Consider the following 25,148-nt stretch of genomic DNA (forward strand, 5'->3'; position numbering starts at 1 on the left):
GCCCCCTCCTCCGGCACCTTCAACGTCCTGACGTACAACGTCGCGGGCCTCCCGGAAGGGCTGAGCTCCGGCAACCCGGCGACCAACACCCCGCTCATCTCCCCGCGTCTCGCGGCGTACGACATCATCAATGTGCAGGAGGACTTCAACTACCACGCGGCGCTGTACGCGGGCGACAACCACCCCCACCGCACCGCGACCAGCGGCGGAGTCCCCTTCGGCGACGGCCTCAACACCCTCTCGGACCACTCCTTCGAGGACTTCCAGCGGGTGAAGTGGAACAAGTGCACCGGCACCAACTGCCTGACCCCGAAGGGCTTCTCACTGGCCCGGGTCCGGCTCGCCGAGGGCGTCTTCGTCGACCTCTACAACGTCCACACGAACGCCGACTCGACCGACGACGCCCTCGCGGCCCGCCGCGCCAACATCGACCAGCTCTCCGACTTCATCCAGGAGAACTCGGCGGGCAACGCGGTGATCGTCATGGGCGACACGAACACCCGCTACACGCGCACGGGCGACAACATCCGCACGCTCGTGAACGAGAACGGCCTGACCGACCCGTGGGTCGACCTGGTCCGCGGCGGCAACGCCCCCGCGCAGGGCAGCGACGCACTCGTCTGCCCCGAGACGGCCCCGACGAACGACTGCGAGGTGGTGGACAAGGTCCTCTACCGCGGCAGCGACCTGGTGAACCTCACCGCCACCCGCTACAACAACGACTGGGCCAAGTTCCTGGACTCGGCCGGCGGCAACCTCTCCGACCACTTCCCGCACGCGGTCGACTTCTCCTGGAAGCTGCCCGCGAAGCTCCGCGCCGGCGACTTCTTCGGCGGCCCGCACGGCACGGCCTTCAACGACGCGGACGACCTCCCCGCCACGCCCGCACCCCGCACGCTCACCCTGCGCGGCGCGTCCCGCCTGGACGGCGTATCCCTGACGCACGACGGCGGTACGTCCCTGACCCACGGCGGCACGGGCGGCACGGCGACGTCCCTCACCCTCGCCCCCGACGAACACCTCACCTCGGTGAAGCTCACCAGCGGCCAGAAGGACGGCCGGACGCGCCTCTTCTCGGCCTCCTTCACGACCGACAAGTCCCGCACCCTGACGGCCGGTTCGGCCACTTCGAACACCGCGACCTACACGGCCCCGTCCGGCTGGCAGATCGTCGGCTTCACGGGCCGCGCGGGCGCCGAGATCGACAAGCTGGGGGTGCTGTACGCGCCGATCGGCTGACCTGACGTACCGTCGGCCCCCTCCCCGGATCATACCCCCCGAGGGTATGGTTCGGGGAGTGCCCTCCGGGTGCACGCGCGGGGGGCACTCGACACCGGACCACGGGACGAGGGGAGACGGACATGGCGAACACGGCGCAGGTCGAGGGATACGCGGAAGACGGGTACGACGCGGTACGCCGGGTCTTCGAGAAGCTGCTGGCCGTCGGCCGGGAGACGGGGGCGGGCCTGTCGGTCCGGCGGGACGGCCGCGAGGTCGTCCGGCTCAACGGAGGGTGGACCGACGCCGAACGGCGTCACCCCTGGCAGAGCGACACACTGGTCATGCCGTACTCGCTGTCGAAGGCGTTCGCCGCGCTCGCGGCCCTGGCGGCCGTCCGCAGGGGCGCACCGGGGCTCGACGAGCCCATCGCCACCTACTGGCGCGAGTACGGGCGTCACGGCAAGGACCGCACCACCCTGCGTCACGTACTCACTCACCAGGCGGGCCAGCCCCGCTTCCCCGAGTCGGCCGCAGGGCTCGACCTGCTGGACGAAGCCGGGCTCCGGAAGAGCCTGGCGGATGCGGCACCGGAGTACGCCCCCGGTACGGGCCTCGGCGAGCACGCGCTGACCTACGGCCATCTGATCGACGGCATCCTGCGCGCGGGTGCCGGCACGACGCTGGGGGACGTGTTCAACGACGTGGTGCGGCCCGCACTGGGTCTCGACGCCTGGTTCGGAGTACCGACGCACGCACTCCCCCGCGTCGCCGACCTGGAGTACGCCCATCCCGACTGGCCCGTCGAGCTTCCCGCGGCGCCCTGGCTGCAGATCCCGGCCGGCGTCCTCGACGTGGAGCGGATGAACTCCACGGCCTGGCGGCAGTCGGTCTTCGGCGGGGTCAACCTGCACGCGAGCGCGACCAGCGTGGCGGAGTTCTTCTCCCACCTCACGAGCACGGACGGTCCGTTACGCGAACTCCTGGGGCCCGAGCTGCACACCGAGTACATCTCGTCCCAAGTCACCGGCTACGACGAGGTCTTCGGGAGCGGAACCCGGCTCACCTGGACGCTGGGCTTCCTGCGCGACAAGGGCAAGATCGCCAAGGGCGGCATAGGCGGCTCGGCGGCCTGGTGGTCACTCCGGCACGGACACGCCTGCGCCTACCTGACACACCGGCTCGACGACCACTCCCGCGCCGCCGAGATCGCGGCCGCCCTGGGCGACGACCTCACGGTGGTACACGACGGCTGACCCGACCGGTGTCCTGGCAGTGCCTGGCCGGAGAGTGGCTATGTATATTAGCCATCAACCTAGACCGACTAGGTTTTGCTTGCCGGAGGTGACACCCCATGGCCCGAGCCGGGCTCACGACCGCCCGCGTGGTCGAGGCCGCCGCCGAGCTCGCGGACGAGGTCGGGTTCCAGAACGTCACGGTGTCCGCGCTGGCGCGGCGGTTCGGGGTGAAGGACGCGAGTCTGTACTCGCACGTCAAGAGCGTGCAGGAGCTGCGGACGCGGCTCGCGTTGCTGGCGGGCGGCGAGATGATCGACCGGATCGGCGTCGCCGTGGCCGGACGGGCCGGCAAGGACGCGCTGGTCGCGTTCGCCGGCGCCTACCGGGCGTACGCGCTGAAGCACCCCGGGCGGTATGCGGCGACGCAGATCCCGGTCGGCCCGGCCCTCGTCGCCGACTCGGCCGTGTTCCGGCGCACCGCCGAGGTCACGTACGGCATGCTGCGCGCCTACGGCCTCGAAGAGCCCGACCTCACCGACGCCGTACGACTGCTGCGCAGCACCTTCCACGGCTACTGCCACCTCGAAGCGAGCGGCGGATTCGGCCACCCCCGCGACGTACGGACGTCCTGGGACAAGGCCATCGACGCCCTGCACATCGCCCTGGAGCACTGGCCCCGCGAGGAGAAGAAACATGGGGGAGAAGAAGCATGACTGAGACCACTGCGCATCATGAGGTGCGCGGCAGCGGGCCCGTGCTGCTGGTCGTCCCCGGCGGGGCCGGGCATCCCATGGGCCTCGACGGACTCGTGGAGCAGCTCGCCGACCGGTTCACCGTGGTGACGTACGACCCGATGGGTCTCGCGCACGGCCGGCTCGGCGAACCCGTGGAAGACCAGCGGGTGGAGGCGTGGAGCGACGGCGCGCGTCAGGTGCTCGACTCGCTGCTTCCGGGTGGCGAGTCCGCGTACGTCTTCGGCAGCAGCTCGGGCGGCATCGCCGCGCTCGACCTGCTCACCCGCCACCCGGACCGGGTACGGCACGTCGTCGCCCACGAGCCGCCGAGCGTGACGGTGCTGCCCGATGCCGCGCGGCACCGGACGATGTTCGAGGAGGTGTACGAGACGTATCGCACGGCGGGTCTCCAGGCCGCGGCGGCCCGGCTCAACGCCGGTCTTGAGGACCGGACTTGGGAGGCTCCGCCGCCGCCCCCCGTCGGCACCTCCCACATCCCCTCACCGCCGCCCGTCCCCGACACCCCGATGGCCGTCTTCGTCGCCCACGTCCTGCGCCGATTCACCGCGTACGAACCGGACTTCGCCGCTCTCCAACCCCTTGCCGCCCGCCTCACGCTCGCCGGTGGACACGACTCGCGCGCCCAACTCCCCCACCTGACCGCGCGCATGCTCGCTCAACGAAGCGGCAGCGACTTCGTGGAGTTTCCCGGCGGCCACATCGGCGCGGTCACGCATCCCGAGGAGTTCGCCGAGCGTCTCGCGGAGAGACTGCTTCCGGTCACCGTCACAGGTGTACCGCCGACCACTTAGACTGGAAGCTTCGCCAATATCCACGTGCCGCCCCGGGGGAGGGAGCGCGCCTTGTCTCAACAGCAGCTGGGACGCGGGCCGTTGAGAACGGATCCCGTGCCGCCCGTGCGCAACGGCCCGCGGCCTCCGCGGTTCGTGCGGTGGCTGGGCGGCTTCGGCTGCGCGGCCGCCGGTTACGCGGTGTTCCAGTCACTGGTCGGCGTGCTGCCGGACAGCATCGACGGGCAGGCCGCGCGGTACACGATCGCCGTGGTGGCCGGTCTCGGCACGGCTGTCGCGGCCTGGCTGGCAGCGGCACTGCTGCGCGCCAGGACCGAGAACAACACCCCGGCCGGAACAGGCCGGCTGACCGTCGGCCCGCAGTCGCTGTCGGGGCCGGGACCGCTCCCCCAGCTGTTCTCGTCGGCGTACGACACTCTCGCCGAGCATGTCTCCGTCGTCGACGATCCGGTCTGCGGACGGCTCACCGGCTGGCCGCACTCCCTGGGCGAGAGCGCGCAGAGCAGGCCGACCCCGGTCGGTACGGCGTACGGGCTGCACATCGCGCTCGACCTCGGCGTCCCCGACGGGCGGCTGAGCACGGGCGACCTGGTCGAGACGCTGTGGCGGCTGCGCCTGCCGGACGGCGGCTGGTCGGCGCGCTCGCAGGGAACCGTGGCCCGGCCCGAGGTGACCGCGCTTGTCCTCGGCGTACTGGCCCGGGCCGGCGCCGACCCGGCACGACTGGCCACGGAGGTGACGCGGTGCGAGTCGGGCTTCACCCTCGAACTCGACCGGGCCGGGCGGGAGTTGACCCACGTCGTGACGACCGTGCTGCGCGGGCTGCTGCGCGCCGCACCCCGCTCGGACGTGCTGCCGGTACTGCGCGAAGCCCTCGTCGACGGCGCCGTCACCGACCCGCGCCGCCAGCATCGCCGCTGCTGGAGCTACCGCCTGGCACCCCTCCACGGCCCGCCGTCCGCGCTGCACACCGCCCAGGCCGTGGTCGCCCTGGATCGCACGGCCCGCGTCCTCGGCGGCGAGAGCGCCAACGCCCGCGCGGCGCGCGAGGACGGCGTCCGCTGGCTGCTGGCCTGCCCGGACACCCTGCACGACTCCTGCCTGGATCTGTCCAGCCTCCGTGAGGAGGTGCGCCGGCCGCGCCCCGACGATCCGTCACGCCACGAGGTCCTGAACGTACGGCACTTCAGCGCCTCCTGGATCGTCCGCGCCCTGCTCACTCCGGGCGCCCACGACATCGCCCGCGAGGACGGCTTGGAGGAGGAGTGGCGGGAACGGCTGAACGGCGCGGCATCCGCCGTGTGGGCGGCACAGTCGGACGGCATCTGGACCTGGCCGCGCGAGGACACCAACGAGCTGCGCCGTCCCATGTGGATGACCTATCAAGGCCTTTCGGCGCTGCGCGCTCATGCCGTATGGATGTACCAGCCGCATGGCTGAGGCGGACGGATGCGCCCGCGGCATGGCTGAGACGGAGGGAGCGTGCATGGGTGGCCGACAGGTCCTGGCGGCACGACGGCTGCTGGCCGAGGCACTCGACGGCGAACTGCCCGAGCATGAACGGGTGTTGGCGGCACGTGCCGTCATAGCCGAACTCGGCTCTCCCGACCGGCTGTTGGAGCTGACCGCCGAACTCGCCTCCGGCGAGGGCGACCCGGAGGGCTGCGCCCGGCTCTCGTACCGCCATGTCCTCGGCTTCGACAAGCTCCTGCTCATCGACGGCGGCCCGCACCACATGCTGCGCGCCCACATGTGGCACGCCGGTCGAGGCGCGGCCGGCAAGGAGGACATCCACAACCACCGCTCCCCGCTTGCCTCTTATGTCGTACGCGGGCGTCTGGCCATGGAGTTGTACGCCCCCGTGCCCGACGGCGGAGTCGAGGCGGACCGCTACCAGGAGTCCCTGTCGGACGCGTCCGCCGACTGGCTCCTGGAGCCGGCGGGCCCGTCCCGGCTGCATCTGACACAGGTGGCGGAGTACGCGGCGGGCAGCACGTACGCCCTCCCCGCCAACACCCTGCACCGTGCGTGGACGGACACGACGGAGCCGACGGTGACGCTCTTCCTGGAGACGGGGAGCGGGCGGCGGCGTCACACCGATGTGTTCACGGCGACGGGACCGCATCAGGGCACGGTGGCGAAGGTGCCGTTGGAGGTGGAGGAGTACCTGGGGGAGCTCAACGCGTTGGCGGAGCTGCTCAGGAGTTAGTACCAAGTACCAGTACGGGTTGCTCAGGAACGGGTGAGAGCCTGCCGCACGATGTCGAGGTTGTACTCGTCGATGTCGACGGTGCTCAGCTCGGCCGGGCTCAGCCAGGCGTACGCCTGGTCGGGCTCGGGCAGCGTGATGTGCCGGGAGAGGGGCCTGACCAGGAAGTTGTCCTGCCAGTTCTTGACCTCGTGCCCCTGGTACTCACTCACGAACGACGATTCGCCGACCTTGCGGACGACCTCGCCGAGGAGCCCGGTCTCTTCCTTCAGCTCCCGCAGCACCCCGTCCCGGGCACTCTCCCCCGGTTCGAGCTTTCCGCAGGGCACGCCCCACACCCGGGGCAGGAACCGCTCGGTCTCACTGCGGCGCACCAGCAGCACACGCCCTTTGTGCATCACAACGGCGGCGGCCAGTCGCTTGTCGCCGGGGATGTCCATGTCCATGGTTCCTCGGTCCCTTGCCGATCGGAGTCCAAAGGGTTACGTACCCACGAAAGCTCCAACCCTACCAGGAACTCACCTCAGACGACTGGCTCAGCGCCTCCACCTCGTCGTACGCCGGGGCGGCGCCCCGCGGCGTCCGGCCGGCCCGGACGTCGGCGGCCGTCTCCAGAGCCGCACCCAGCGCCCGCCGGTACAGCAGGGAACCGAGGCTCACCCTGCGCACCCCGAGGTCGCCGAGCCGGGTGACGGTGGGGCCGGACGGCGAGTAGAGGATGTTGAGCGGGACGTCGAGGGTCTTCACGAGGGAGACGATGCGTTGCTCGTCGGCCAGACCAGGAACGAAGACACCGTCGGCGCCCGCCTGCTGATAGGCGTCGAGGCGTCGGTACGTGTCCGACTCGTCGCCGTCTCCCAGCCAGTACGTGTCGGTGCGGGCGTTCACGAAGAGCCCCGGTACGGCCGCCTTCACCGCCGCGATCTTCGCAGCGTGCCGTGGCGCGGAGCCGAGGCCGTCCTCCAGGTTGATGCCGACGGCTCCGGCGGCGGCGAGTTCGCGGGCGACCTCGGCGACCTCGTCCGGGTCGTCGCCGAAGCCGCCCTCGGCGTCGACCGACAGGAGGAACGGGCCGTTGCCGAGCGCCAGGGCCAGACTCAGCGTCGCGTCCCGGGTGGCCCCCGCCCCGTCGGGCAGCCCGGCGGCCGCGGCGACCCCCAGGCTGGTCGTGCCGACCGCCTCGAAGCCCTGGGCGGCCAGGGCCGCCGCCGAGGCGTGATCCCAGGCGTTGGGCAGCAGCAGGGGTGTGTCCCGGTGGTGGAGGTCGGCAAAGAGGCTCATGCCACAACGCTAGAAGCGGGACGCTTCGGTACGGGCCGAAGCGTCCCGGTCAGGCGGGCGTCACCGACCACGAAGACTCCACGGAGCGCCCGTCCGGAGCCTTGAACCGGAACCGGTTCTCGGGCCCGTCGACCCAGCGCACGCACACCTCGTACGTCCCCTCCACCGTGCCCTCCACCTCCACGGACGCCAACTCCTGGAGCGGGACCGGGTCCGGTTCGCCGGTGAGGCGGGCCAGGGCGACGAAGAGGGCGCCCTCGCCCCGTGCCCCTGTCCCCGTGACACCCGTCAGGGCAGTCGTGCCCAACAGACCGAAGACCGGGAGGAGTTCGGCCCGTACCCCCTCCTCCTCCGCCGACCAGCCGGTGACCCGCACCGGGGTCCCGGGAGGCGCGCCCGCCACCAGATGGGCGCGCACCTCCACCGCTCCCCGGGCCACGACCAGGTTGGTCACCCTGGCCCCCTCCCCGGCCTCGTGCCGGGAGGCCACCCAGCCCTCACCCGTTCCCAGCGGTTCGATGCCCGTACGGCTCGGGTCCTCGTCGATGAGCACGCTGTTGTCGTACGCCTCCGAGGGCGCCGTCGCCGTCGAGTACGCGAGGCGCGTGTAGTACGGGTCGTAGCGGACGTCCTCGCTGCCGTGGTTGTGGAGGCGGACCAGGCCGTCGGAAGAGGTGGACTGCAGAAGCCAGTTGGGCGCGGGGACGGAGGTGACCGCGTCCGAGCGCTCCGCCGGTCCGGGTTCCTCGGCCGCCGTCCACACCTCGTGGTCGGCGGGGAGGAGCAGACCGAGGAAGCCCTTGCTCGCCCAGTACGGGGACGCCGGGCCCGAATAGCCTTGCAGGATTGATGGGTCGGGGCCGTGCCAGCCGAGGGTCAGGAGGCCGCGGTCGTCCACGGCTCCCCGGTCGAGGAAATACTTCAGCGCACCGGAGGCCAGCCGTCGCGTCTCGCCCGGCGGCAGCGGCGTACGGCCCGTCATGGCGCCCAGCCACAGCGGCGCGGTCGTCGCGAAGCGGTATGTGAGGGAGCGGCCCTGGCGCATCGGGGCGCCGTCGGCGCCGAACAGGCGGGCGTAGTCCGCGAGATGGGACGACAGACGGCCGCCGTACAGGTCGAGCAGGCGCGCGTCGTCCGCGAGCCAGGCGTGCAGCACCGGATACAGGTGCATGGCCCAGCCGTTGTAGTAGTCGAACTTCCGGCCGTCGCCGTCGGTGTACCAGCCGTCGCCGACGTACCACTGCTCGATGCGGTCGAGCCCCCGGTCGATCGCCGCCCGCGACGACTCGGCCTCGTACCCGATCTCCTCCAGGAAGCCGCCGACCGTGACCGGGAACAACTCCCAGTTGCAGGGCCAGGCTTCGGCGGTCAGAGCGTCACCGAGCCAGGCCGCGGCCCGCTGCTGTACGGCGTCGTCGAGGCGGTCCCACAGGAGGGGGCGGGTCAGACGCAGGGCGAGGGCGATCGAGGCGGCCTCGACGAGGGGCTGGCTGCGGTCCTCGATGCGCGGCCAGACGTCCGCGGTTCCGGCGGCGAGCCCGTCGGCGTACCGCGCCAGGGCCTTCTCGTCACGGCGGAAGGCAGCCAGCAGGAGCGTACGGGCATACCCCTCAAGGCCATCGGACAGCCGGCCCGACCAACTCGTACGGTCGCCCGGCAGGTGGTACAGCGCCCGGTCCTCGGACGCGAAGGGCTCCACGGCCGCGAGCAGAGAGTCGGCCACCGCCTCCCAGTGGGCACGCGTATAGCCGGTGAACGGGCTGAGAACACGGTCGTCCTCGGGAACGCCTGCGATCATGGGTGGTGCTTCCTGTCTAGGCGGCCTTGATGAGTTCCGGTGCAGTATCGCGCCCTATTGAGGGCCGCAGGCCCGATAGGGGCGCGGGGAACTGCGCGACCAGCCACAACGCACCCGCAGCCGCGACACGATCCCAATACCCCACCCCGTGGCGGGGGTCTGGGGCGCAGCCCCAGTTAACTGCGCACCCAGCGGAACGCTGAGGTACCTGGGGCGCCCCGGTTCCGGTCGGGACGCCCCAGGGGTCTTGGGTCACCTCACCAGGCCCCTGGGGACCAGTCGCCGCGCGACCAGCTCATCCCGGACCAGGTCCGCGTACACGGTCGCGCCGTGCACGGAGGTGTGGGTGTTGTCCCGCTGCTCGTTGTAGAGGTAGAGCGCCTTGGAACCCTCGACGCCGAGCGACTCCACCAGGGCCTTGGTCCTGGCGGTCAGGTCGATGAGTGGAACGTTGTGCGAGGCGGCCACCGAGCGGGTGACGGCGGGGTGGTTCACGCCGAGGCCGTTCACGAGCAGCGCCGTGTCGTTGTCGAGAGTGCCGTCGGCGTTGAACCAGCGGCGGACGATGGGCGTGACCAGTACGGGTCGGCCGCCCCGGTCGCGTACGCCGGCGACGAGCGTTTCGAGGTTCGCGCGGTACGTCGCCTCGTCGGTCTGCTTGTCGTTGTGGGCGAGCTGGATGAGGACCAGGTCGCCCTTGCGGATCAGCGGCCGGACGGTCGCGAAGAGCGCGGGGTTGGCGAGGTAGCTGACCGTACTCTCCCCGGAATCGGCGTAGTTGGCGACCGACAGGCCCTTGCGGAGGTACTGCGGCAGCTGCTGGCCCCAGCCGGAGTACGGGGCGGCGGGCTGGTCGCAGGAGGTGGAGTCGCCGACCAGGAAGACCTGGCGGGCGCGGGCGGCCGGAGTGACGCGGATGTCGGCGAGCGCGGGTGCCGAGCCGCCGAGGACGAGGTCGAGGCCGGGGGTGCCGTCGGGGCCGGTCGGTTCTCCCTCGGGGGTGCGTACGTTCACGGTGAAACTGCGGGCCACGCGCTCGCCCGCCGCGGTGGCCGTCTCGGGGAGGAGGGTGCGGCGGGTCTCGCCGGTGATGCCGGTGCTCGCCGCGGTGTCGCCGCCGAGCAGCACGCGTACGTCGTACGTGCCGGGCGGGACGTCGAAGTGACAGGCCGTCGCCGTGCAGTTCTCGGGGCCCAGGGCCCGCTTCTCGGGACCCAGAGCCCGCTCGTGCGCCTGCGCCGGGGTGGCGGACAGAGCCGCGGCAACGGTCAGCGCGGCCAGCACGGCGATCATGGTGCGTCTCAACGCGGCTCCTCCAACAGGGCGACGGGACCTGGCGGCTGGACCGTACCCCGTGATGGCAAGCGCTTTCTAGTGGCGTACGAGACATACGAGACGTACGACATCTCGGCCCCGCACCACCGGAAAGGGACCGGCCACGAATCGGCCATGGCCGGAAGTCGCTCTGGATACGCCACGTTTCAGAGTGATCAAATCGATGCCATAAGCGGCACGACAAAAGGGAAATCATCGTGAATTCCACCTCATACCTTGACCTGTACCAGCGGTTCTCCGCGGATATCGACACGGAGATGGAAGCCGGCATCGAACGGCTCGGCCCCTCCTCGAACGCGGTCAAGAACGCGGTCGGCAAACTCCTGCAGCACCAGAAATTCAAGTATCCCCTTCAGGTACTGCCGCTCCTGGTGCACGCCGCCGAGACAGGAAATCCCCGGCCTGCGGTACCTCTGTCCGCGATCCATGTGCTGTGGTGGACCTCCGCGTGCTATCTCGACGACTTGGCGGACGGGCAGGGTACGAGCGTTTCCGGCGCACTCGGTGAGAGCGAGGCACTGCTCGCATCGATCATCAGCGGAAACACCCTTCCCCTTCACATCATTCAGTCGCAGCAGGTTCCCGATTCAGTGCGCAACGCCCTGACGGCCGAGCTCACGACCTGCTGGATCGTCGGCACCGAAGGGCAGTTGAGCGACCTGCGCAGAGATGTCGGCGAAGCCACGCGGAACTCAGTGGTCACGACGTACCGAGGCAAATCCGGGGCACCCTTCGGGATGATCACGGCGATGGGTGCGATATTGGCGGGAGCGGAACACGAGCGAATACGGATGTGGCGCGAGTTCGGCACGGTCTTCGGCATCCTCTGGCAGCTGTTCAATGACCAGGAGGACATCCTTTCCGGCCGCAATGAGGATCTGCGGAACGGAACAGTAACGTTTCTGCTCGCCTGTGCCATCGAGGCATCCTCCGCCGGCACCAAGGAGGAAATCCTGAACCTGCACGCCGCGTCGAGGACTTCCGAACCGGCACGCTCGCAGCTCACGAAGAAACTCCTCGCACCGCCCGTCCTCCATCAGTACGGCGAGGACCTGAACAGGTTCCGCGAGGACGCTCAGCGCATCCTGACCGAACTGGGTGGCGACGGAAACTACGTGCCGGTGCTGCGCCGCCTGGTGGACGAGTCGGCCGAACTGCTCGTCCACCGGGCGGACTGAGGATCAGCTGGCGCGCGTCCACTGCTGGTTGGTCGCTCCGTTGCAGGTGTACGTGATGATCGCCGCGGAGTCGGCGGTGGACGCGCCGTTCACGTCCAGGCACTCACCGCTCGCGCGGGACTTCAGCGTGACGTAACCGCCGGACGTGGTGACCGTCCACTGCTGGGCGGTGGCGGAGGAGGAGCAGGTCTCCTGTGTGACGTTGGAGGCGTTCTCCCGCAGGCACAGCGAGCTGTGCCGGGCCATCAGCTGGACGTATCCGTTGCCGAGGTCCTTGAACCAGAACCGCTGGTTGCCCCCGCCGTTGCAGGTCCACTGCTTGATCTGGGCGCCCGCGAGGACCGACTGGCTGGTGACGTCCGCGCACTTGCCGCTGTGCCGGGCGGCCAGCGTCTCGTACGGACCGCCCCGACCGGTGATCGTCCCGGCGGCCGTGTCGATGGTGACCTCCGGATACCAGGACATGGACATCGTGGTGGAGTTCGAGAAGGTCAGCGGCAGCCAGACGTACCGCGAGTCGTTGACCGTCCCGCCGATGGAATTGCCCCAGCGGTCGCCCATGTAGAGGTAGGAGGTGCCCGAACTCCCCTGTACGGGAAGGACGTACGCGGTCTGCGAGCCGTACGCCGTCGAGTCGCCGATGTTCTTCATCGCCGTCCACGGGCCGGCGAGCGAGGTGGCTGTCGCGTACTGCTGCTGATTGGGGTTCCAGCCGGTGGCGCCCGACGTCAGCATGAAATAGACGCCGTTACGTTTGAAGAGGGCGGGGGCCTCGCGGTGACCGCCGTGCCAAGGGTCGGCGACCAGGGCGGCGATTCCGGTGTAGTCGCTGGTCAGCCGGTAGATGTGCAGGTCGTAGTTCTCGCGGGCGGCGGACACCATGTAGCCGGTGCCGTCGGTGTCGGTGAAGACGGTGATGTCGCGGGACATGTGCTGGCCCAGCGGGCGGAAGCTGCCCCGCCAGGTGTAGTTGCCGTCGACGGTGTCCGAGACGGCGACGGCGGCGCGCGCCTCGCTGTAGTCGACGCCGTTCTCCTTGTGCATCCACATCACGAACTTGCCGGTGGCCGCGTTGTACATGACCTTGGGCCGCTCGATGTTGGCGGTCGCCAGCTCCGGGTCGGTGGCCTCGGTCAGGACGTGGTTGCGGAACTCCCAGTTCTTCAGGTCGGTGGAGCGGTAGGCGTCCACGTACCGGAAGGTGTTGTCGGAATTCCGGTTCTCGCCGAACCAGTAGTAGTACGAGCCGACCTTGATGACCCCGCCACCGTGCGCGTGTACGGGGTTGCCGTTGACGTCCGTGAACTGCGTCCCGTTGGTGATGGTCTGGGGCGCCGCCTGGGCCGGGCCTGCGGTCGCGAGTGCTCCGGCGACCGCGAGACAGAGGGCGACGAGGATCGCGTACAGACGTCTTGCACCGGCACGTCCTGTACCGGCATGACCTGTACCGGCACGTCTTGTCCCAGCATGTGGCATCTAGACACTCTCCTTGAGGACGGTGAAGTGGCGTGCGAAGCCGGTCAGTTGGGGCACCTGGCGGATCGGGGTCCAGGTCTTCAGGCCGTCGAGACTGTCGCTGTAGTAGTACTTCTTCTCGGCGTAGCCGTCGAAGTAGACACGCCAGCCGCCGTTGTCGAGCCGTACGAGCGCCGGGCCCTCGCGCCAGCTGCCCCAGCCGGCCCAGTCGCCCGTGCCGACGAAGGTGTACGGCCCGGCGAGGCGGTCGGCGACCGCGTGCTCCAGGTACTTGGTCGTCTCCTGCTTGGTGATCGCGTGGTACTTGCCGCCGTGCCGCACGATGAACGTGTCGATGTAGTTGGAGTCGTCCAGGCCCGGAAGGGGCTTAGGGACCGACCAGTTGCGCAGTGACGCGTCGGTCGCCGTGAGCAGGTGCGGCCGGAAGACGGAGTTGTTCGCGGTGTCGAGCGAGACGACGACGTTGACGCTGCCGTTCGTGTCGACGAACCACTCGGGCGCCCAGGTGCGGGCCAGGCCGGGCGTCTGGAGTGTGTGGTTGGCGACGAAGGACCAGGTGACGCGGTCCTTGCTGCGCGCGAAACCGATGGTGTTCCCGGTCCAGTTGGTGGTGTAGACGATCCAGTAGTACCCGTCGGTGTGCTTGATGATCGACGGGTCGCGGATCAGGCCGGTGGGCGGGGTGTAGGCGGGGCCCTTCAGCAGCTGGTACGTCAGCGCGTCCGTGGACTCGTAGACGTACAGGTTGGATTCGCTGCTGTTGGTGAAGGCCGTCATCGTGTAGCGAGTGGTGGCCTTCGGCTTGTGGACCGGGGTGTCGGCGACCGGTATGCCGAAGTCCGGGGTGCCGTCCGGCTTCCAGCCCAGCTTCTGGATGCGGGTGTGGCGGTTGGGGTCGTTCAGCGGGTCGCCGACGATCTCCTTGTACTGGCGGGCGTGGTAGACGAGGACGTCGGTGCGGCCGTCCTCGGCGACCGTGAAGCTGTTGTGGCCCGGGCCGTACTGCTTGGTGGTGTCGTTGCTGGTGAAGACCGGCTTCGGGGACTTGGCCCAGCTCGCCGGGTCCATGAGGTCGCTGTCGGCGTCGGCGGTCAGCAGGCCGAGGCAGTAGTTGAAGTCGGTCGCGCTGGCGGAGTACGACATGAAGACACGGCCGTTGCGCTGGATGACCGACGGTCCCTCGTTGACCTTGAACCCGATGGTCTCCCAGTCGAACTCCGGTGTGGTGAGCCGCACTTGGGGACCTGTCAGGGTCCAGGGGTTGGCCATCTTCGAGAGCCAGACCGCGGTGTTGTTGTCCATGCCGGGCTCGTGCTGCGCCCAGGCGAGGTAGCGGCTGCCGCGGTGGGTGAAGGTGGTGGCGTCGAGGGAGAAGGTCTCCCAGGCCGTCTTCAGCTGGCCCTTCTCCGTCCACGTCCCTTGGAAGGGGTTGCGGCTCGCGTTCTCCAGCACCCAGATGCGGATCGCCCAGATGTCGTTCGCGGGCGCGGCGGCGAAGTAGATGTACCACTTGCCGTCGATGTGGTGGATCTCCGGCGCCCAGATGTGCGCGCCCATGTCTCCGGTCGGGTGCTTCTTCCAGATGACGGACTCGGAGGCCTTCGTCAGTCCGCGCAGGGTGCGGGAGCGGCGCAGGATGATGCGGTCGTACTCGGGGGCCGTGGCCGTGAAGTAGTAGTAGCCGTCGGTGTGACGGTGGATGTGCGGGTCGGCGCGGTTGCGGACGAGCGGGTTGACGTACGCGGCGGTGGCGCCGGCCGCTTCGGGGGCGGCGGCTTGGGCCACTCCGGGTACGGCGGTGAGGGCCCCCGCGGCCAAGGCCCCCTTCAGGACGAGTCTGCGACTCGGGACGTCCGGGCTCTCGTCGTTGCGGCTCATGTCGTCTCCTACTCTGCGGGCCGTATGTGGCTGGTCGCGCAGTTCCCCGCGCCCCTTACGGGGCGCCCCTGTTGGGCGCGCCTGCGCGCCCGATTTTCGATATCTCGAACCGCATCTGTCACTCCGAACGCCGAAACGGTAAGGGTGTGTTACGGGGAGGTCAACGGGACGGGAGCTTCGAAAAAGTCGGAGACTTTCGGGGCCAAGTTTTTGTTATCGGCCCCTCGGTGCGTCCGTCTCCACGGACGTGAACCAGAACATCCGAGTACGGGCGGCAGGAGCGGGCGCGGCTCTGGCCGTGGCCGCGACAGGGATCATGACGCCGGGCGCGGCGGCAGCTCCCGCCGGAGCCGACGACGTCACCGCGGCGGTGCTCGCCGGGCGCGACGTGACGCTCGACGGCGACACGGTGGTGACCGTGCCGGCCGGGAAGACGACGTACAACGGGGTGTTCCGGGGCGAGGGCACGCTCACCGTGCGCGGCAGCGGAACCCTGATCCTGACCAGGGACAGCGACTTCACGCTGCCGAAGTCCCGGCAGCGGCAAGCGGTGCGGACGCAGGGCGGCAATCACCCGTATGTCACCACGGCCAACCCGGACCCGCCCGCGATCACGGTCGAGCGCGGCGCGACCCTGCAGTACGGCAACGGCGGGACGACCGGGCTGATCGGCCACTTCCCGTACAACACTCCGGCGTTCCGGCTCAACCAGGACAACATCCGGGTCGACGGCACCCTGCGGCTCTCCCTGAAGAGCGCCTACAACCTGGGCACCATCAGCGGCTCCGGACTGATCACCCAGCCGAGGTTCCTCTGGGGCACCTGGGACCTGTCGGGCGCCCACTCCTTCTCCGGCGTGATCGACAACGGCACGCAGGTGAACGCCGGACGCCCGGAGTTCGCGACGTCGCTGCCGAACGTGCGCAAGATCCTCAACCAGGGCACGTACACCGTGGACACCCCGCTGGGCCAGACCGTCACCATGGGCATGGACTTCTACCAGCGGGAATACGGCAGCGACATCAACGTGCAGTCGCGGCCGGGGAGCAAGGTCGTCCTGACCGGCCAGTACAGCTGGTCGAACCAGGGCGGCGACACCAACCCCTCGCTCAGCGACCCGGCGCTGAACTGGACGCCCGCGCGGAAGAACATCAACAAGCGCGGCACCAACATCAAGGGCGCCAACGTCCAATGGGGCGACGGCACCACGAACAAGATCTTCATGCCGGGTACCGCCGAGACCGTATACATCAACCTGCTGGCGGCCAGGTCCCGCTCGCTGCTCACGTTCGACTACAACGGCCCAGTGACGCTGGGCGCGCCGATCGGCGGCGGCGTGTTCCACGACACGCTGTCCGCGCCCGGCGCCGGGGACATCGTCATCAAGGGGACGACGGGCAACGACGTCACCTTCGCCGCCGTCCAGTACTACAACGGCTCGACGACGGTCGAGAAGGGTGCGGTACTGCGGCTGGGCAGCGGCAAGTCCGGCGGCGACGGTGGCCTGTACACCAAGGGCGACCTCTACAAGGTCGCCAACAACGGCTCGCTGGTACTCCGCAACACCGCCAAGCCGCTCGTCCTGTCCAAGATCAGCGGCAGCGGTTCGCTCACGCAGTCGGGTGCCGCCACGACGACGCTGACGAGTGGCGTGACCTACACGGGCACGACGACCGTCACGAAGGGCACGCTCGCGCTCGACGGGGCGAGTCTGGCGCGCAGCAAGGGGATCCGGCTCACTTCGCCGGGCGCGCGGCTGGATGTGCGCAAGGCGAGCGGGCGGGCGCTGAACCTGACCACGTCCCTGTCCGGCAAGGGCAAGGTCGTCGGGACGGTGACGAATACGGGCACGGGGAAGGTCGCCGGTGGGGTGACGGTGACCGGGGATTACACGCAGGGCGGGGGCGGTCAACTGACCGTGAAGGGCAAGGCGTTGAAGGTCGGCGGCGCACTGCGGCTGGGCGGGAAGCTCGTGGTCGAGCCGGCCTCCGCGACTGCTGGGACTCCTTCGAAGACGGTCACCGTGATCGACCACACCGGCAAGGCGAAGACGAGCGGCACCTTCAAGGGACTGAAGGAAGGCGCCAAGGTCAAGGCGGGGAAGACCGAGTACCGGATCAGCTACCGCGGCGGCGACGGCAACGACGTCGTCCTGACCACCGCGGGCAGCAGCGCGAGCCCTTCAGCGACCTCACGCGCCGCCGCGGACTCCGCCGCCCCGAAGGTCGCGGTCACCGAGAACGCGAGCAGTGAGAATTCCGTCCCGCTCGCGTGGTGGGTGGCCGGGGCGGCACTGGGGTTCCTGGCCACCCTGATCGTGCCGGTGACCAGGCGGAGGCGTACGGGACGTACAGGGAGAAGGGGTGGACGGCATGCTGCGTGAACCTTCGTGGACGGTTCGCTTGCGCTCCGGTGGGTGGCTCGCGTGAGGCGGGCCAGATCGTCGAATTGGCGTCTGCCTCGGGACGCCTTAGCCGGTTCGCTCTTCCCGGACCAGGTTCGACACTTTCCGGGCCGCGCGCAGATAGTCGAGTACCAGCGGGCGGTGGTCGCCGGTGCGGGCGGCGAGCGCGAGTCTGCTGGGTGAGAGGCCGTGGACCGGGCGGGTGACGACACCGCCCAGGCTGATCAGGGGCGCGTTCCCGACCGCGACCAGGCACACGCCACGGCCGTCCACCAGTGCCTCGTACGTCTCCTCCGTGCTCGCGATCTCGGCTCCGATACGCGGCGGGCGGCCGGCCCGTTCGTCGAGGGCGAGCCAGTAGTCGCGCAGCACGCCGGCGCTCTTCGGCAGGGCGAGGAACGGTTCGTCCAGCAGATCGGCGAAGTCGACGGACCTCCGCGCCGCGAGGGGGTGCGTCTCCGCGAGGGCGACGAGGCGCGCTTCCTCGGCGACCACGACGTACGTATAACGGTCGAGGTCAGGGACGGGCAGCCAGACATACGCCACGTCGACCGAGCCGTCCGCGAGCCCGGCGGTGGGATCGTCCCAGCCGATCTGCCGCAGCCGCACGGTGGCTTCGGGGTGCGCTTCGGTGAACCGGGAGCGGATGGCGGGGAGGAGGCCGCCGCGTGCGGGACTGGTGCTCATGCCGACTAGAAGGACGGCGGCCTGCTCGGCCTTGGCGCGCTCGATCACGTCCTGGGCTTCGTGCCAGGCGGCGAGGACACTACGGGCGTACGGCAACAGCGCCGAGCCCACCGGTGTCAGCCGTACTCCCTGGCTGTCCCGCTCGAACAGCGGCGCGCCCAACTGCCGCTCCAGCGCCCTGACCTGCTTGCTCAGGGCGGGCTGCGAGACGTACAACCGCTCGGCGGCCCGGGTGAAGTGGAGCTCCTCGGCGACCGCGACGAAGTACCTCAGATCTCTGCCGTGCACGTCCATAACCCACGGTTATCACGACGGGTCTTGGACGGACCACCGGGTTGGCGGACAAGCTTGTAGGCACAGAGAGCCGACCGAGCGAGGAGCTTGAGATGAGCAGGGTATGGCTGGTGACGGGCGCGAACAGCGGCTTCGGGCGGGCGATCACCGAGGCGGCGGTCGCGGCGGGGGACGTCGTGGTGGCCACCGCGCGCCGTCCGGCCACGCTGGACGACCTGGTCACGGCGCATCCCGACCAGGTGGAGGCGCTGGCCCTGGATGTCACCGACGTCGCCGGGATCGAGGCGACCGTACGGGATGTCGTGGAGCGCCACGGGCGGATCGACGTGCTGGTCAACAACGCGGGCCGCAGCCACGTCGGCGCCTTCGAGGAGACCACGGACACGGAACTGCGGGACCTCTTCGACGTGCACGTCTTCGGGCCCGCCGCCCTGGTCCGCGCCGTCCTGCCGCACATGCGCGACCGTCGCTCCGGGGCGATCGTGCAGCTGAGCAGCATGGGCGGTCAGCTGTCGTTCGCCGGATTCTCCGCGTACAGCGGGACGAAGTTCGCGCTGGAGGGGATGTCGGAGGCGCTGGCGGACGAGGTCCGGCCGTACGGCATCAAGGTGCTGATCGTCGAGCCGGGCGCCTTCCGGACCGGTCTGTTCGGCAACATCAGCGCCAGCGCGGAGCTCGACGCGTACGCCGACACGGTGGGCCCGACGCGCCGCATGGTCGCCACCAGCGACGGCAGCCAGCCCGGCGACCCGGCCAAGGCCGCGGCCGCGATCGTCACCGCGCTGGAGGCCGAGGCGACTCCGTTGCGGTTGCCGTTGGGCGATGACGCCGTGGATGCCGTGGTCGGGCATCTGGACGGGGTGCGCGCGGAGATCGCCGCGTGGGAGAAGGTCACCCGGGCGACGGCGTTCAGCGACTGAGGGATCAGTGGCTGCGGCTGAGGCCTCAGTGGCTGCGGCTGCGGCGTCAATGGCTGCGGCTGCGGCTGCGGCTCAGTGGCTGCGGCCGTGCGGCTCAGCGGCTGCGGCTGAAGCCGAGTTCCGTCGCGAGCCCGCGGGCCTCTCGTGCCCAGTCCGCCAGGAAGGCCAGCACCACGCCCCGCTCGCGGTAGTGGTGCTCGGCCTCCACGGTGCGGCCGCCGCCGTAGTCGAGCTGCTGGGCGTCGCTCGCGCGGGACAGCATCAGGGCGGTGAGCCAGTCGTACTTCACGGCGGAGGCGCACACGCCGAGCCGTACGATCCGTTCGTCGCCCTGCCAGCCGCTTTCGCGCAGGCCCCGTACGTAGCCCTCGTACACGGCGGTCGCCAGCTCGGGCAGCCGGGCGGCGGGCAGGAACCGGTCGAAGATGGTGTCGGGGATGTAGTTGCCGATGTCCTCGCCGAGCGCGCCGTCACCCGCGAACGCCCAGTCGAACAGCACGCTTCGGCCGCGGTGCGGCGAGGTGAGGTTGGCCGGCCACTGGTCGAGATGGCTGAAGACACGGGGCAACGATTCCATGACCCGCAGGAACCACTCACGTTCGTGATGCAGCCGCACCATGTCCTCGCGGAGGCCTGCGGGGAAGTGGTCGCGTACGAGCGGCTGCCGCCAGGCGGTGTCGTCGTCGAGCAGTTCCCGGCCGGTCGTCTGGGCTGCGGTGTAGTCGCGGAGGAAGCGGCGGCTGAGCCACGAGTGGTCGAGGGGTGGGCCGTCCGGGCCTCCCCGGCCGTCCGGGCCTCCCCGGCCGTCCGAGCTGGCCGGGCTAGCCGGGCCGTCCAGGCCATCCGAGCTGTCCAGGCCATCCGAGCTGTCCAGGCCTTCCGAGGTGGCCGAGCTGGCCGGGCTAGCCGGGCCGTCCGAGCCATCCGAGCTGTCCAGGCCGTCCGAGCGGGCCGGGCTAGTCGGGCTAGCCCAGCCGTCCGCAAGGGCCGTGCCGTGGGCTGCGCCCAGGCGTCGGGCGTGCGCCGCGTGGGCCTCTGTGGACCAGCCCGTGGCCGGTTCGCCCCTCACGTCCTCCAGCCACAACGCCACGTCGCCGTCGGGGCGTTCGACGGAGGCGAGCAGCTCGGGCGCGGTGATGCCCCACGGCTCCCAGGCCCGGGCGACGCCCTCCTCGTACACGTACGCCTCACGCCGCCAGAAGTTCCAGTGGCGCGGGTCCTCCGAGGCCGCCCAGGTCTCGGTGGTGTCCTTGCCCCGGGTCAGCACCTTCAGCACGGCCGACCGCTCGCCTGCGGTCACGCGCCAGACGCCTGCGGTGACGCCGTTCCTCGGGTTGTGCGTGAGGGGCGTGAACTTGGCGCGTTCGGGCGGCACTTGGAATATCTCCCGGACTTCGTCCGCGAGTTGGGGGGAGGTTGAGGCGGCGGCTTCGGGCATGCGGCGATCTTAGGATCCGGGGCGGTTCGGGGGCGAGTGTGCGTGGGTGGGTACGGGGCCGCACCCCGGCCGCAGCGGCAGCGCACCGGCGGCACACCTGCAGCGCACCGGCGGCCGAAAAATCCGGGCGGGCGCCGCCCCGCCCCTGCTACCGTCCCCCGCATGAAGCGCGCCCACATGACGACGACGCCGGAGAGTGTCCCGGCGCGCTGAACGATGAGTCAGTCCGAAGCCCCGGGGCGAGTGCCCCGGGGCTTCGGCTTGTGCGGGGGTCACTCGGCCGGAGCCGTCCATGATCCGTCCGTGAGGAGATCACCGCCATGAACGACCACCGCAAACTCGGCCGTGAGCTGGGCCTGTTCGACACCGACCCGCTGATCGGGGCGGGGCTGCCGTACTGGTTGCCCGACGGCGCGGTCGTACGCCACACCCTGGAGGAGTACATCCGCACCGCGGAGCGGGAGGCGGGCTACCAGCACGTGTACTCGCCGGTGCTGGGCAAGCGGGAGCTGTACGAGATCTCGGGTCACTGGTCGCACTACAGCGACGACATGTTCCCGCCGATGGAGCTGGGCCGGGAACCGGACGGGGAGCAGGCCAGGGAACAACAGGACGGGGGACAACAGGCCAGGGAACAAGTCGTGCTGCGCCCCAGCCTGTGTCCCCATCACGCGGTCATCTACCGCTCGCGCACCCACAGCTACCGCGAACTCCCCCTCCGCATGGCCGAGTTGGGCGACATGTACCGCTCCGAGCTGTCCGGCGTACTCGGCGGACTCACCCGCGTACGGGCCATCCACCTCAACGACGCGCACATCTTCTGCACCCTGGAGCAGGTCGCCGACGAGGCCGGGGCGGCGCTGGAGATGATCCGGCGGGCGTACGAGGCGCTCGGCCTCACCCCGGAGCGCTACCGGCTCTCGCTGCCGGGGCCCGGCGGAAAGTACGTCGCCGCTCCCGAGCTGTGGGAGCGGTCCACCGCGCTGCTCACCGAGGTCCTGGATCGCTCCGGTCTGCCGTACGAGGCGGCCGACGGCGAGGCCGCGTTCTACGGGCCGAAGATCGACGTCCAGGTCGTCGACGGCGCCGGCCGGGAGTCCACCCTGTCCACCGTCCAGATCGACTTCCACCAGCCGGGGCGTTTCGACCTGCACTACATCGGTGCCGACGGCGCGAAACACCGTCCCGTCATGGTCCACCGCAGCATCATCGGCAGCGTGGAACGAGCCGTCGCGCATCTCATCGAGGAGCACGGCGGTGCCTTCCCGGCCTGGCTCGCCCCGACCCAGGTGGTGATCCTTCCCGTTTCCGCCGCCGAGTTGCCGAATGCCGTCGCGCTCGCGGGGCGTTGTTCTCGCCGCGGACTGCGGGCCGAGATCGCCGGACCGGATCGCGGCAGCCTGGGCGCCCGGATCCGGGAGGCCCGCCTCGTGCCGTACCAGGCGGTGATCGGCGCCAAGGAGTCCGCCGACGATCTCGTCGCGGTGCGACTGCGGGACGGCCGTCGCCTCGACCCTTTGCCTGCCGAGGACGCCCTCGGCCGGATCGGTTCGCTGGTCGACGCCCACCGAACCGATCTGTGGGACGAACCGACCGGCTGATCCCGGGGGCGGGCGGTCCGCATTGTGGGCAAACTGTTCATGGCCTGGGCGCACCAGGGCGTCGGGCGCCTATTCGACTGAGTGGCCTTGGTCAAGTCCGGTGCGGTATCGCGCCCCTAAGCGAGTTTGGCCTCATGCGAAGCGTCGTCGACTCGGCCGCGCATCCCGGATGTACAGGGAGGGGCGCTCCGGTCTCCCATTGTGGTGCGCCGCACCACAATGGGAGACCGTTCCCACTTGGATCAACGCACTAATTTGGGACGGCGCTCCAAATGTGTCATGGTGGTGGCATGGCAACGAGAACTCGCCGGCCTCAGCGGCGTAACCAGGTGCTCTCCCGGGAGAAGATCATCGACACCGCGATCGGGCTGCTCGACGCGGGGGGCGAGGGCGCGCTGACCAGTCGCGCGCTGACCGAGCGCCTGGCCACCGGGTCCGGGGCGATCTACTACCACGTGGGGTCCCGGGAGGAGTTGCTGGACACAGTGACGGAGACGGTCGTCACTGCCGCTTTGGCGGCGAGGCCCACCGGGGAGGCGGCCACGCCCGGGGACGAGATCCGCGTCGTCGCGCTGGCGCTGTTCGATGCGATCGCCGAGCACCCGTGGCTCGCTACGCGGCTGATCCTGCAGGTCGTGCGGAATCCGGTCGGCCCGGTGACGGTGGGGATCTTCGAGAGGATCGGCCGACAGGTGGAGGCCCTGGGTGTGCCGCAGGGTTCCTGGTTCGACGCTGCCTCGACGCTTGTGCACTACATCCTCGGGGCTGTCAGTCAGAACGCGCACATCGACGGTGCCCCCTCGGCCGTCGAGCCGGACCGCGCCGCGTTCCTGGACGCGTCGGTGACGGCGTGGCAGGAGCTCGATCCCGAGGACTACCCGTTCATGCACGCCATCGTCGGCCAGTTCGGCGAGCACGATGATCGCGAGCAGTTCCTCACCGGCATCGCCATCGTCCTGGACGGCCTGACCCGTCTGGGCTGATCCGTCCCACGCCCGCACGCGGCCCATCAATGAGCCGGCGAAGCCGCCGCCTTCTCGCCTCGGGCGCCAAGCCCTCATGGCCCTGCCCGGCCCGTTTCAGTACGGCCGGGCACCCCCTACTCATGACGCGCACCGAACGCGCGGCCGAACACGGCCGCTCCGCTCACCGACGATGCCCCTCTTCGGCCCTTTGGAGATGACCATGACCGCACGCCGGTGTCGTGCCCTTTCCACGAAAACCAAGACGCTCCTCGCCTCGGCGATGGCGCTCGCCGCGGCCGGGATCGCCGTGTCCGCGATCACCTCCGCACCGGAGGAGCCCTCCGCGCCGGCCCACACCTCCTCGGGCGGCGCGACGTACGTCGCAAGCGCCGTGCAGAGCAGGCACCCTGACGCACGCTGCTACGAGGTACAGGTGCCGGTCTCGGTCAAGAAGACCGGCAAGGCGCACATATACGGGGAGCTGTGCCAGCCCCGCCACGCCGCCAAGACAAGCACGACCGTCCAGCTGCTGGTGGCGGGCTCCACCTACAACCACAGCTACTACGACATGCCGGTGAAGTCCTCCCGCTACTCGTACGTCTCCAAGGCCCTCGACGCAGGCTATTCCACGTTCAACATCGACCGGCTCGCCACCGGCAAGAGCACACTGCCGCCCAGTTCGCTCTACACCCTCGACTCCGGGACCCAGGCGATCCACCAGGTGATCACCAAGCTGCGCGCGGGGGAGGTCAAGGACCGCAAGTTCACCAAGGTCGTGTGGGTCGGCCACTCCCTGGGCTCCTCGATGGGCTGGTCCCAGGCCAGGAAGTACAACGACGACATCGACGCCTTCGTGCTCACCAGCATGAGCCATGTCGTCCGGGAAGAGGAGCTCTCGGACGACGACGGCCCCGCCGAGGACATCCAGTTCGAGATCAAGGCGAAGGACGACCCCAAGTTCCGCGGCAATATCAACGACCCCGGCTACCTGACCACCAACGCCGGCATGCGGCAGTTCTTCTACCACACACCCAACGCCGACCCGGCCGTCATCAAGGCGGACGAACGCCTCAAGGACGTGAGCACCGCGGCGGACTCGGGCAGCGAGAACCTTCCTCCGTCGCAGTCGCCCTCCCGTTCGATCAAGGTACCGACCCTCCTCGTCGTCGGTGACAAGGACCAGTACTGCACCACCGGCACCTGCACCCCCGAGTCGATGCTGGCCAACGAACGGCCCTACTACTCCGACAAGGCCAACCTCAAGGCCATCGTCGTCCCCGACAGCGGCCACGACGTGCAGCTACACAAAAACGCGACCCAGACCAACGCGGCAATCCTCCAGTGGGTCAAGGACGCCGTGTCCTGATGAGCGTGTTCTCTATGGTTTGACCTCGAACGATGTCCCGAACGTGACCCCTCGTACGAGGATTCCGGGGACGTGAACACGGCCTCCGTCTGATCCTGTGCTCCGACCAAAGAGCCAGATCAGCACGAAGGCCGTGGGGACTGAGTCCGCTGCACACAAATGCCCAACGGGAAGCGTTCGCGGTGGCGTCACACTTCCGCGAGGATCTCTTCGACTGCCTGACCATGCACTGGACGACCTGGGCCAGGCAGACCGACGACGGCTCCGACACCGGTGCGGCACAGCTGCTCGCGCAGGCCCGGGGCCGAGGCCCCCC

At 69.7% G+C, this 25,148-nt stretch carries 20 protein-coding genes and 1 pseudogene; 12 read left to right on the forward strand and 9 right to left on the reverse strand.

Features of this window, described 5'->3' with window-relative positions; genetic code table 11:
- The 6 genes from G5C60_RS16425 to G5C60_RS16450 all read left to right on the forward strand — a co-directional run.
- On the forward strand, window positions 1-1,239 hold a 1,239-nt coding region (locus G5C60_RS16425; protein WP_165259820.1), incomplete at its 5' end, for a jacalin-like lectin.
- 122 nt (window positions 1,240-1,361) lie between these two features.
- Window positions 1,362-2,474, forward strand: coding sequence for a serine hydrolase domain-containing protein (locus G5C60_RS16430; protein WP_165259822.1), 1,113 nt, complete (start codon window positions 1,362-1,364; stop codon window positions 2,472-2,474).
- 98 nt (window positions 2,475-2,572) lie between these two features.
- Entirely contained in the window at window positions 2,573-3,169 is a 597-nt protein-coding gene (locus tag G5C60_RS16435; protein ID WP_165259824.1) for a TetR/AcrR family transcriptional regulator, read from the forward strand.
- On the forward strand, window positions 3,166-4,002 hold the full coding sequence (locus G5C60_RS16440; protein WP_165259826.1) for an alpha/beta fold hydrolase: 837 nt from the start codon (window positions 3,166-3,168) through the stop codon (window positions 4,000-4,002). The genes G5C60_RS16435 and G5C60_RS16440 overlap by 4 nt, the downstream gene beginning before the upstream one ends.
- Before the next feature lie 51 nt (window positions 4,003-4,053).
- A complete protein-coding gene (locus tag G5C60_RS16445; protein WP_165259828.1) occupies window positions 4,054-5,442 on the forward strand; it encodes a hypothetical protein in 1,389 nt (462 codons plus the stop codon).
- A 46-nt stretch (window positions 5,443-5,488) separates the two neighbouring features.
- Window positions 5,489-6,211, forward strand: coding sequence for a cupin domain-containing protein (locus G5C60_RS16450; protein ID WP_165259829.1), 723 nt, complete (start codon window positions 5,489-5,491; stop codon window positions 6,209-6,211).
- Between the two features lie 23 nt (window positions 6,212-6,234).
- Here the strand turns inward: G5C60_RS16450 and G5C60_RS16455 are convergent, their stop codons facing one another.
- The 4 genes from G5C60_RS16455 to G5C60_RS16470 all read right to left on the reverse strand — a co-directional run bounded on the left by G5C60_RS16455 (window position 6,235) and on the right by G5C60_RS16470 (window position 10,595).
- Window positions 6,235-6,657: an NUDIX hydrolase gene (locus G5C60_RS16455; RefSeq protein WP_165259831.1), complete on the reverse strand. Its 423-nt coding sequence runs from the start codon at window positions 6,655-6,657 to the stop codon at window positions 6,235-6,237.
- Between the two features lie 61 nt (window positions 6,658-6,718).
- Window positions 6,719-7,492 carry an isocitrate lyase/PEP mutase family protein gene (locus G5C60_RS16460; RefSeq protein ID WP_165259833.1) on the reverse strand — a complete coding sequence of 258 codons (774 nt, stop codon included), beginning with the start codon at window positions 7,490-7,492 and terminating at the stop codon, window positions 6,719-6,721.
- A 49-nt stretch (window positions 7,493-7,541) separates the two neighbouring features.
- A complete protein-coding gene (locus G5C60_RS16465; protein ID WP_165259835.1) occupies window positions 7,542-9,290 on the reverse strand; it encodes a DUF2264 domain-containing protein in 1,749 nt (582 codons plus the stop codon).
- 252 nt (window positions 9,291-9,542) lie between these two features.
- Window positions 9,543-10,595: a rhamnogalacturonan acetylesterase gene (locus G5C60_RS16470; RefSeq protein ID WP_165259837.1), complete on the reverse strand. Its 1,053-nt coding sequence runs from the start codon at window positions 10,593-10,595 to the stop codon at window positions 9,543-9,545.
- Window positions 10,596-10,822: 227 nt separating this feature from the next.
- Between G5C60_RS16470 and G5C60_RS16475 the strand changes: the two genes are divergently transcribed.
- A complete protein-coding gene (locus tag G5C60_RS16475) occupies window positions 10,823-11,803 on the forward strand; it encodes a polyprenyl synthetase family protein (protein ID WP_338145838.1) in 981 nt (326 codons plus the stop codon).
- A gap of 3 nt (window positions 11,804-11,806) precedes the next feature.
- On the opposite strand, the gene G5C60_RS16480 is transcribed toward G5C60_RS16475, so the two are convergent.
- The 3 genes and pseudogenes from G5C60_RS16480 to G5C60_RS52095 all read right to left on the reverse strand — a co-directional run.
- Window positions 11,807-13,279 carry an RICIN domain-containing protein gene (locus G5C60_RS16480; protein ID WP_165259839.1) on the reverse strand — a complete coding sequence of 491 codons (1,473 nt, stop codon included), beginning with the start codon at window positions 13,277-13,279 and terminating at the stop codon, window positions 11,807-11,809.
- Entirely contained in the window at window positions 13,280-14,056 is a 777-nt protein-coding gene (locus tag G5C60_RS52090) for a glycoside hydrolase family 43 protein (protein WP_241266852.1), read from the reverse strand.
- 36 nt (window positions 14,057-14,092) lie between these two features.
- A pseudogene (locus tag G5C60_RS52095) lies at window positions 14,093-15,157 on the reverse strand (glycoside hydrolase family 43 protein); the annotation flags it as partial.
- Window positions 15,158-15,473: 316 nt separating this feature from the next.
- On the opposite strand from G5C60_RS52095, the gene G5C60_RS16490 reads away from it, so the two are divergent.
- Window positions 15,474-17,540 (forward strand): autotransporter, encoded by a 2,067-nt coding sequence (locus G5C60_RS16490; protein ID WP_165259912.1) that lies wholly within the window; start codon window positions 15,474-15,476, stop codon window positions 17,538-17,540.
- 87 nt (window positions 17,541-17,627) lie between these two features.
- On the opposite strand, the gene G5C60_RS16495 is transcribed toward G5C60_RS16490, so the two are convergent.
- A complete protein-coding gene (locus tag G5C60_RS16495) occupies window positions 17,628-18,542 on the reverse strand; it encodes a LysR family transcriptional regulator (RefSeq protein ID WP_165259843.1) in 915 nt (304 codons plus the stop codon).
- 92 nt (window positions 18,543-18,634) lie between these two features.
- Between G5C60_RS16495 and G5C60_RS16500 the strand changes: the two genes are divergently transcribed.
- Window positions 18,635-19,462, forward strand: coding sequence for an oxidoreductase (locus tag G5C60_RS16500; protein ID WP_165259845.1), 828 nt, complete (start codon window positions 18,635-18,637; stop codon window positions 19,460-19,462).
- A gap of 94 nt (window positions 19,463-19,556) precedes the next feature.
- Here the strand turns inward: G5C60_RS16500 and G5C60_RS51130 are convergent, their stop codons facing one another.
- Window positions 19,557-20,900 carry a protein kinase family protein gene (locus tag G5C60_RS51130; RefSeq protein WP_206439613.1) on the reverse strand — a complete coding sequence of 448 codons (1,344 nt, stop codon included), beginning with the start codon at window positions 20,898-20,900 and terminating at the stop codon, window positions 19,557-19,559.
- 320 nt (window positions 20,901-21,220) lie between these two features.
- Here G5C60_RS51130 and thrS point away from each other — a divergent pair, with 320 nt between their 5' ends.
- From thrS to G5C60_RS16525, 3 genes are all read left to right on the forward strand, one after another.
- Window positions 21,221-22,501 (forward strand): threonine--tRNA ligase, encoded by a 1,281-nt coding sequence (gene thrS, locus G5C60_RS16515; RefSeq protein ID WP_165259847.1) that lies wholly within the window; start codon window positions 21,221-21,223, stop codon window positions 22,499-22,501.
- Window positions 22,502-22,791: 290 nt separating this feature from the next.
- Complete coding sequence (locus tag G5C60_RS16520) at window positions 22,792-23,484, forward strand: TetR/AcrR family transcriptional regulator (protein ID WP_165259849.1); 693 nt, start codon at window positions 22,792-22,794, stop codon at window positions 23,482-23,484.
- A gap of 202 nt (window positions 23,485-23,686) precedes the next feature.
- On the forward strand, window positions 23,687-24,832 hold the full coding sequence (locus G5C60_RS16525) for an alpha/beta hydrolase (RefSeq protein ID WP_165259851.1): 1,146 nt from the start codon (window positions 23,687-23,689) through the stop codon (window positions 24,830-24,832).
- Window positions 24,833-25,148: the final 316 nt, after the last annotated feature.

The sequence above is a fragment of the Streptomyces scabichelini genome (assembly GCF_011045015.1).
In the GTDB taxonomy this organism is placed as follows: domain Bacteria; phylum Actinomycetota; class Actinomycetes; order Streptomycetales; family Streptomycetaceae; genus Streptomyces; species Streptomyces scabichelini.

Bases quoted from the DNA above. Each gene is read 5' to 3' on its own strand.
- G5C60_RS16465 (WP_165259835.1), bottom strand. From the start codon at position 9,290: ATGATCGCAGGCGTTCCCGAGGACGACCGTGTTCTCAGCCCGTTCACC.
- G5C60_RS16460 (WP_165259833.1), bottom strand. From the start codon at position 7,492: ATGAGCCTCTTTGCCGACCTCCACCACCGGGACACACCCCTGCTGCTG.
- G5C60_RS16455 (WP_165259831.1), bottom strand. From the start codon at position 6,657: ATGGACATGGACATCCCCGGCGACAAGCGACTGGCCGCCGCCGTTGTG.
- G5C60_RS16525 (WP_165259851.1), top strand. From the start codon at position 23,687: ATGACCGCACGCCGGTGTCGTGCCCTTTCCACGAAAACCAAGACGCTC.
- G5C60_RS16520 (WP_165259849.1), top strand. From the start codon at position 22,792: ATGGCAACGAGAACTCGCCGGCCTCAGCGGCGTAACCAGGTGCTCTCC.
- G5C60_RS16480 (WP_165259839.1), bottom strand. From the start codon at position 13,279: ATGCCACATGCTGGGACAAGACGTGCCGGTACAGGTCATGCCGGTACA.
- G5C60_RS16500 (WP_165259845.1), top strand. From the start codon at position 18,635: ATGAGCAGGGTATGGCTGGTGACGGGCGCGAACAGCGGCTTCGGGCGG.
- G5C60_RS51130 (WP_206439613.1), bottom strand. From the start codon at position 20,900: ATGCCCGAAGCCGCCGCCTCAACCTCCCCCCAACTCGCGGACGAAGTC.
- thrS (WP_165259847.1), top strand. From the start codon at position 21,221: ATGAACGACCACCGCAAACTCGGCCGTGAGCTGGGCCTGTTCGACACC.
- G5C60_RS16450 (WP_165259829.1), top strand. From the start codon at position 5,489: ATGGGTGGCCGACAGGTCCTGGCGGCACGACGGCTGCTGGCCGAGGCA.
- G5C60_RS16495 (WP_165259843.1), bottom strand. From the start codon at position 18,542: ATGGACGTGCACGGCAGAGATCTGAGGTACTTCGTCGCGGTCGCCGAG.
- G5C60_RS16435 (WP_165259824.1), top strand. From the start codon at position 2,573: ATGGCCCGAGCCGGGCTCACGACCGCCCGCGTGGTCGAGGCCGCCGCC.
- G5C60_RS52090 (WP_241266852.1), bottom strand. From the start codon at position 14,056: ATGACGGCCTTCACCAACAGCAGCGAATCCAACCTGTACGTCTACGAG.
- G5C60_RS16490 (WP_165259912.1), top strand. From the start codon at position 15,474: ATGACGCCGGGCGCGGCGGCAGCTCCCGCCGGAGCCGACGACGTCACC.
- G5C60_RS16440 (WP_165259826.1), top strand. From the start codon at position 3,166: ATGACTGAGACCACTGCGCATCATGAGGTGCGCGGCAGCGGGCCCGTG.
- G5C60_RS16430 (WP_165259822.1), top strand. From the start codon at position 1,362: ATGGCGAACACGGCGCAGGTCGAGGGATACGCGGAAGACGGGTACGAC.